Annotated in this window: 8 protein-coding genes; 3 read left to right on the forward strand and 5 right to left on the reverse strand. The window is 45.0% G+C overall.

Features of this window, described 5'->3' with window-relative positions:
- The first annotated feature begins 826 nt into the window (after nt 1-826).
- Nucleotides 827-2,437 (forward strand): choline dehydrogenase, encoded by a 1,611-nt coding sequence (locus tag F6K52_RS29850; RefSeq protein ID WP_293087345.1) that lies wholly within the window; start codon nt 827-829, stop codon nt 2,435-2,437.
- Here the strand turns inward: F6K52_RS29850 and F6K52_RS29855 are convergent.
- Nucleotides 2,434-2,820, reverse strand: coding sequence for a nuclear transport factor 2 family protein (locus F6K52_RS29855; RefSeq protein ID WP_293087348.1), 387 nt, complete (start codon nt 2,818-2,820; stop codon nt 2,434-2,436). The two genes, F6K52_RS29850 and F6K52_RS29855, sit on opposite strands and share 4 nt — an antisense overlap.
- Before the next feature lie 9 nt (nt 2,821-2,829).
- Between F6K52_RS29855 and F6K52_RS29860 the strand changes: the two genes are divergently transcribed.
- Entirely contained in the window at nt 2,830-3,033 is a 204-nt protein-coding gene (locus F6K52_RS29860; protein WP_293087351.1) for a hypothetical protein, read from the forward strand.
- Here the strand turns inward: F6K52_RS29860 and F6K52_RS29865 are convergent.
- The gene (locus F6K52_RS29865; protein WP_293087354.1) at nt 3,002-3,796 is read right to left on the reverse strand and encodes a hypothetical protein; all 795 of its coding nucleotides are present in this window, start codon (nt 3,794-3,796) and stop codon (nt 3,002-3,004) included. The genes F6K52_RS29860 and F6K52_RS29865 overlap by 32 nt on opposite strands.
- Before the next feature lie 264 nt (nt 3,797-4,060).
- On the opposite strand from F6K52_RS29865, the gene F6K52_RS29870 reads away from it, so the two are divergent.
- The gene (locus tag F6K52_RS29870; RefSeq protein ID WP_293087358.1) at nt 4,061-5,011 is read left to right on the forward strand and encodes an aldo/keto reductase; all 951 of its coding nucleotides are present in this window, start codon (nt 4,061-4,063) and stop codon (nt 5,009-5,011) included.
- A gap of 45 nt (nt 5,012-5,056) precedes the next feature.
- Here the strand turns inward: F6K52_RS29870 and F6K52_RS29875 are convergent, their stop codons facing one another.
- The 3 genes from F6K52_RS29875 to F6K52_RS29885 all read right to left on the reverse strand — a co-directional run bounded on the left by F6K52_RS29875 (nt 5,057) and on the right by F6K52_RS29885 (nt 6,467).
- Entirely contained in the window at nt 5,057-5,608 is a 552-nt protein-coding gene (locus F6K52_RS29875) for an outer membrane beta-barrel protein (RefSeq protein WP_293087362.1), read from the reverse strand.
- A 55-nt stretch (nt 5,609-5,663) separates the two neighbouring features.
- Nucleotides 5,664-5,858, reverse strand: a complete 195-nt coding sequence (locus tag F6K52_RS29880) for a hypothetical protein (RefSeq protein WP_293087365.1) — start codon at nt 5,856-5,858, stop codon at nt 5,664-5,666.
- Between the two features lie 165 nt (nt 5,859-6,023).
- Nucleotides 6,024-6,467: an Hsp20/alpha crystallin family protein gene (locus tag F6K52_RS29885; protein ID WP_293087366.1), complete on the reverse strand. Its 444-nt coding sequence runs from the start codon at nt 6,465-6,467 to the stop codon at nt 6,024-6,026.
- Between the last annotated feature and the right edge of the window lie 13 nt (nt 6,468-6,480).

Here is a 6,480-nt window from a genome sequence, read left to right on the forward strand (position 1 = left end):
TGGTCGAGCTGTGATCTAACAGCAACAGACTCAGGGGTTATTTTTTTGGAACAGCTCAAAGGCTTGTCCCAGCTACATACTAGTTGCCGATAGTCTCACCAACTCCTCTTACGATCAACTTATACCTAAGGTTAACTTTCCGAAAACGCTTACGCATACAGCCGCTGTGGATAGTAGTAAATAGCTTACGCAATTCAGCCATCGATACCCCTTAGTTGGTCGAGCTGTGATCTAACAGCAACAGACTCAGGGGTTATTTTTTTGGAACAGTTCAAACGCTTTTCCCGGCTACATACTAGTTGTCTGATGTCTGAACAACTGGTCTTACCCTGAAGTGATACATAAGGTTAACGTTGGGAAAACTCGTACCCATACAGCCGCTGTGGATAGTAGTAAATAGCTTACGCAATTCAGTCATCGATACCCCTTAATTCCTCTGTCTGTTATCTCAGAACAAGACAGGGGTATTTTTTTGGTGTAACAGCTCAAAAGCGTTTCCCGGCTAGATACTAGTTGCCTCACGTCTGAGCAACTGGTCTTACCCTGAAGTTATACATAAGGTTAACTCTTTGGTTAACGTTGGGAAAACGCGTACGCATACAGCTGCTGTGGATAGTAGTAAATAGCTTACGCAATTCAGCCATAGACACCCCTTAGTTGGTCGAGCTGTGATCTCACAGCAACAGACTCAGGGGTTATTTTTTTTGGAACAGTAATAGCTAATATAGCTACATAGCAAAAAGCAAAAATTGACTTTCGCCATAGACTCAATGTTAATTTTAACTACTCAAATCAGCCAATAGTTCCATTTGAGCCTAAATATAACATGCTCTATAACTATATAATTGTCGGTGCTGGTTCAGCAGGTTGTGTCCTTGCTAACCGCCTCACCGAAAACCCCAACACTAGAGTATTGCTACTGGAAGCTGGCAAGCCAGACCGCTCGCGGTCAATTCACATCCCCATCGCCTTTCGCGCCCTATCAAGAACTGAATACGATTGGAGTTACTATACACAACCCCAAAGCAATCTGAACAACCGCAAATTGTTCTGGCCTCGTGGCAAGGTTCTAGGTGGCTGTAGCTCTATCAACGCCATGATATATATTCGAGGTCACCGTTGGAACTATGACCACTGGCACGAATTAGGGAATAAGGGGTGGAGTTTTTCTGAGGTGCTGCCCTATTTTAAGAAAGCCGAAAACCAGGAAAGGGGAGCGTCTGAATACCATGGCACTGATGGTCCGCTCAATGTCGCCAATTTGCGCTACACCAACCCCCTATCTCAGGCGTTTGTCGAAGCAGCTACAGAAATAGGCTTGGAAAACACCAAGGACTTCAACTGTCGGGAACCAGAAGGGGTAGGATTTTATCAGGTAACTCAGAAAAACGGTAAACGTCATAGTACCGCTGCTGCTTACTTAAAACCCTGCCGCCATCGAGCTAACCTCACCATTCGCACTGGTGCTCAAGTCACTCGCCTTTTGTTAGATGGAACTCGCGTCACTGGTGTGGAGTACATTCTCGATAGTGGTGCCACCGAGATCGAGAAATTAACTACAACCTCTGGGCATCAAGGGGAGGTCATTCTCTGTGGGGGAGCAATCAATTCTCCTCAGCTACTGATGCTTTCCGGAATTGGACCAGCAGATCATCTCAAGGCTTTGGGAATTCCGGTAGTGGTGAATTTGCCAGGAGTAGGACAAAATCTGCAAGACCATCTATGGGCTGGTGTTGTCTACGAATGTACTCAACCAATTACCCTTGAGGGAGCCAATACCACTGGCAACTTGTTGAAATATCTGCTATTCAAGCGCGGACCGTTAACTTCAAATATTGCTGAGGCAGGGGGATTTGTCAAAACTACACCGGATTTGACCAAGCCTGACCTACAATTGCATTTTGCCCCAGTTTTATTATCTAGGCAGAACGTTAAGCCAAGGGAGGGGAACTACTTCACCCTCTTTGCCACCTTGTTACATCCCCAAAGCCGGGGTTATATACGTTTGTCCTCCCCTAACCCTTTAGTTGCACCCCTAATTCAGCCCAATTATCTAACTGATCAAACAGATTTACAGGTTTTGCTTACTGGCATCAAGCTGTGTCGTCAAATACTTCAGGCGTCAGCATTTGAGACCTTTCGGGGGGAGGAACTTTTCCCTGGAACTCAAGTCGAGCAACTCGACGAAATTGCGACCTACATCCGCGATAGCGCAGGCACATTGTATCACCCAGTTGGGACTTGCAAGATGGGGAATGACCTAATGGCAGTGGTTAACTCGCGCTTACAGGTACATAGTATACAGGGGTTACGAGTTGTAGATGCTTCAATCATGCCCACTATCGTTGGTGGTAACACGAATGCCCCAACCATAATGATTGCCGAAAAAGCAGCTGATTTGCTGATGACAGAGGAGCCAACACCACTTAGGAATTAGCCCTTCAGTTTAGCCATCATTTCTGCTTCATTCCAGTAGGACAAAACCTGTTGAATCTTACCGTCATCATTGATTTCAAAAACACTGATGCCTTCAGCAGTAGCCTCACGACCATTCTTAGCAGACACCTGCATCCTCCACTTTACCGCTGCTCCATTGCCAGCAATAAAAATTTGCTCTTGTGAGATGTCAAAGCTGTTAAAGAAGCTAGACAGTAGTCCAAAGAACTTCTCCGAGTCCTCAGAGACGTTGATTGGTGGCTTTCCCACTGGGTCATAAATCACTGCATCTTCAGCAAAAATCTCTACCCAGCCTCCTGGATTCATGGCTGCCATGTTAGCAAAATAGACATTGATGACTGATGCGATCGCTTCTGTTGACATAGTTTATATATGACTTCACCTTTTTATTATCGGTTAAATGCTGCCCTTAATGAATCATCCCAGCCAAAAGGCAAAAGGCAGCTATTTGACCCGGTGGGTGGAATAGGCATCAGGCGTGGAACAGGCTTCCAGCCTGTGGCAATTTTTGGGCGGGCTGTGCCAACGCACCCTACGCGACTAATCAAGGCAATAACCATGCCAGAATACGTTTAGCAATTTTCTTAGGACCAGGCTTGGGCGAGAGCAAACCTGACAATAGCTGACGCAACATCCAAGGCGCAATTCTGATTAAACATGAACGTAGCAGCCATTGTAGTATTACTAGAAGTAGACCACAGCTGACTATACCCACTATTATGATTAACCATCTCCAGGGTTGAGCAAGTATTAGCTGTAATACACCAGGAATTACCAGCACTGCCAGAATCACCAGGATTATCATCAGCCCTGATAGTCCCCAAGCCAGCTTAGGGAAGTTGGGTGATGGTTTCAGGCGTAGCTGAGCCAAGATTTGAGTGATCAGCCAGTAGTGAGCGTCAGCAATTTGACAACAAAAGTCAGGATTCTCCAGACAGTCTCTCTTGATCTGGTGAAGGATTTCTCCATCAAGGGCAATCACACTCCGCATCAGTGCCTGTGACCGATCAACTGGTAGATAGTAGGTAGAAAACGTCAATCCAGACTGGAGGCGGTTTTCCCAATCGAGCAGGGCTAAATGGCGTAAATCACTAAGCAACTTTCCGGAAATATCAAGGCCGTGACCACTCTGTTGTGCTTGTTTAATTTTTGTAAGAATATCTTGATTTAAATCAAAGCGAATGCTATGAAACAGCACGCGGGAGCGTGTAATTTGTTCTTGCTCAACCTTGATGTATGAGTCTATATTCATACCTTGCCCCTGGTCAAGGGTTTGAGAGTGCTGTTGGGAAGTACGCCACACAGGACTAACCATATTACACAACCAAAGCACAATCAAGGTTTTCAGGCTCCCAAATCAAGCCTTCTATTGCAGCAATTTTTTCCTAGCTTAGTTTTAGTGAGTTTGAGTAATACCTTAGTGCGTCAGCGCGTTAGTGCTGAGTTCAGTTAATCTTTAATATCAAACAGGCAATCATAAACCTTAAACCTTCAACTTTCAACTTTCAACTTTCAACTTTCAACTTTCAACCAAGCTGATAGCTGACTGCACCACGATAAACTGAAAGAATATTAAGAAATGTTAAGATCTGGAGTGTTGAGAATGCAGACAATCAGGTTAGGTCAGGATGGTCCGATGGTCACAGCCTTGGGAATTGGGACGTGGTCATGGGGAGACAAGCTGTTTTGGAACTATGGCAGTGACTACGGCACTACTCAGGTAAAAGAAGCATTTGAGGCAACCTTGGATGCTGGAATTAACTTTTTTGATACCGCTGAGGTGTATGGACTAGGAGAATCCGAATCCCTGATCGGAGGGTTTATGAAGCAGCTGGGACGGAAAGCCCAGATTGCTACTAAGTATTTTCCCTTACCCTGGCGATTTAGCACTCAGTCAGTTTCTGATGCCTTGAGTGACAGTTTAAAACGTTTGCAAGTCGAGCAAGTGGAACTGTACCAAGTACATATGCCTTTTAGTTTCTTGATCAGCCAACAGACGTTGATGAATGCTCTAGCTGATGAAGTGAAGCGTGGTCGAATTGGTGCAGTTGGTGTCAGTAACTATTCCGCTAAGCAAATGGCAGAAGCTCACAGTTACTTGGCAGCCCGTGGCATACCCCTAGCGGTGAATCAGGTGCAATATTCTCTGTTGCATCGGAAAATTGAGAGCAACGGTATTCTTGATAAAGCGCGTCAGTTAGGTGTGACTATTTTGGCTTACAGTCCTTTAGCTCAAGGGTTACTCACTGGCAAGTATACCATTGATAACTATATCAAACCCACTGGAGCTAGGGCTATTGACCCCCGCTTTAGCAAAAGTGGTTTAGAAAAAATTGCCCCTGTGGTAAAGCTACTGAGTCAGTTAGGGGAAAAGTATGACCGAAAACCAGCTCAAGTTGCCCTTAACTGGCTGATTGCTCAAGATGGAGTAATCCCGATTCCCGGTGCTAAGACCGCACAACAGGTGCAAGACAATGCAGGGGCTTTGGGTTGGGCTTTGAGTCAGGAGGATGTCACTCAGTTGGAACAAGTGACTCGTCTTTGGTTAAAATGAAGGCCCGAGGGAAGCGCCCCTAGCATTAGGATTGAGCAATAGATTTCAGAAACGATAGCCTGCACCAAATTGCAATTTAACCGGAGAAGTATCGTTGTTTTCATCACTAAGGCTTAATCTGCCACTGCCGTAGATTATGGTGTAGTCATTGACTGCTGCTTCTACACCAGCAGTCAGTACGGCTGAATTTTGATTACCCAAAGGAGTGGTGATATCCTCGTTGTTCACAAAGGTATAGCCTCCACCAAGGTAAATGTTAGTGTTGCTGGCAACCGGTACATCGTAGGTAATTGTTGGCTCTACAGCACGACCTTTGCCCGAGAGAAACGCTGCACCACGCACTGAAATCGGTAAATTGGGCAGATCAATACGACCTTGATACATGCTACCAATCCTTTCATCGCTTGAGTTTGAGCCAATTCCCAGCAAATTCTCAAAGGGATTGAGGATATCATTACTGATTGTGCTGCCATCGTTACTAATTCCCACGTAGCTACCCTTTAATCCTTGAGTTTCCGCAGAGCCAGGGCTAGCAGATAGAACCATAGCAATCATTAAGATTAGGGAAGTTGCGGCAGATTTGAGTATTGGTTTCATCGGTTTCATGGTTATAATTAAAAAACCCCCCGCTTTGATTGCAGGGGGATGGCTATCAAGGTGCATCTACTATTTTTGTATTTCTGAGCCGATTTGAGTTATCCGGATAAGTCTCAAGAAAAATCTCCGATTGACTCCAGTGACGGCGTTGCTGAATATTAGGGTAATTTTGTCGCCACCCCATTGAGAACTGGTATAGGAAAGGGAACAGGGAACAGCGGATCTGGGAACAGGGAACAAAAATTATCACAATTCCGACACGGATTGCTATATATGTAAACAAAAAGCGATCGCAACCTCAGCAAGCGATCGCTTTTTGAGGTCGCGATTTAGTCTAAACTGCAGTAGCTAACTAATTGTCCCAAGTCTAGTTAGCCAGCCACTGAGTTAACCAGCCACTGAGCTAACCAGGGAGTTAGTTCAAGTTAACCTTGACAACTTTGTTTTTTTCCTCTTCCGCTTTAGGCAAGGTCAGATTCAAGATACCGTCTTTGTACTCAGCCTCAACTTTGGTATTTTGAACCCGAACCGGTAAAGGAATTACCCGCTGGAATTTACCATAACGGAATTCAGACCGCTTGACGCCTTTTTCGTCAGTATTGGTTTCTTCTTTCCGTTCTCCACTGATAGCAACAACAGTATCTGTGACTTCTACATTCAAGTCTTTGGTTTCTATTCCTGGAACTTCCAATTTCAGAGTGATAGCATCTTCAGTTTGGGTTAGTTCAGCAGCAGGAACATTTTTTAAATGACCAAATTCTCGCAAAGTAGTGGGCACAAAACTATGGTCAAATAGCTGGTCAAGTTCCCGTTGTAGGGTGTTGATGTCTTTCCAGGGGTTCCAACGAACTAGAGTCATAGCTCTTCCTCCA

Source organism: Moorena sp. SIO3H5, assembly GCF_010692395.1.
Taxonomy (GTDB): domain Bacteria; phylum Cyanobacteriota; class Cyanobacteriia; order Cyanobacteriales; family Coleofasciculaceae; genus Moorena.

Coding starts and splice junctions, on each gene's coding strand:
- F6K52_RS29850 (WP_293087345.1), top strand. CDS start 827: ATGCTCTATAACTATATAATTGTCGGTGCTGGTTCAGCAGGTTGTGTC.
- F6K52_RS29855 (WP_293087348.1), bottom strand. CDS start 2,820: ATGTCAACAGAAGCGATCGCATCAGTCATCAATGTCTATTTTGCTAAC.
- F6K52_RS29860 (WP_293087351.1), top strand. CDS start 2,830: ATGACTTCACCTTTTTATTATCGGTTAAATGCTGCCCTTAATGAATCA.
- F6K52_RS29870 (WP_293087358.1), top strand. CDS start 4,061: ATGCAGACAATCAGGTTAGGTCAGGATGGTCCGATGGTCACAGCCTTG.
- F6K52_RS29875 (WP_293087362.1), bottom strand. CDS start 5,608: ATGAAACCAATACTCAAATCTGCCGCAACTTCCCTAATCTTAATGATT.
- F6K52_RS29885 (WP_293087366.1), bottom strand. CDS start 6,467: ATGACTCTAGTTCGTTGGAACCCCTGGAAAGACATCAACACCCTACAA.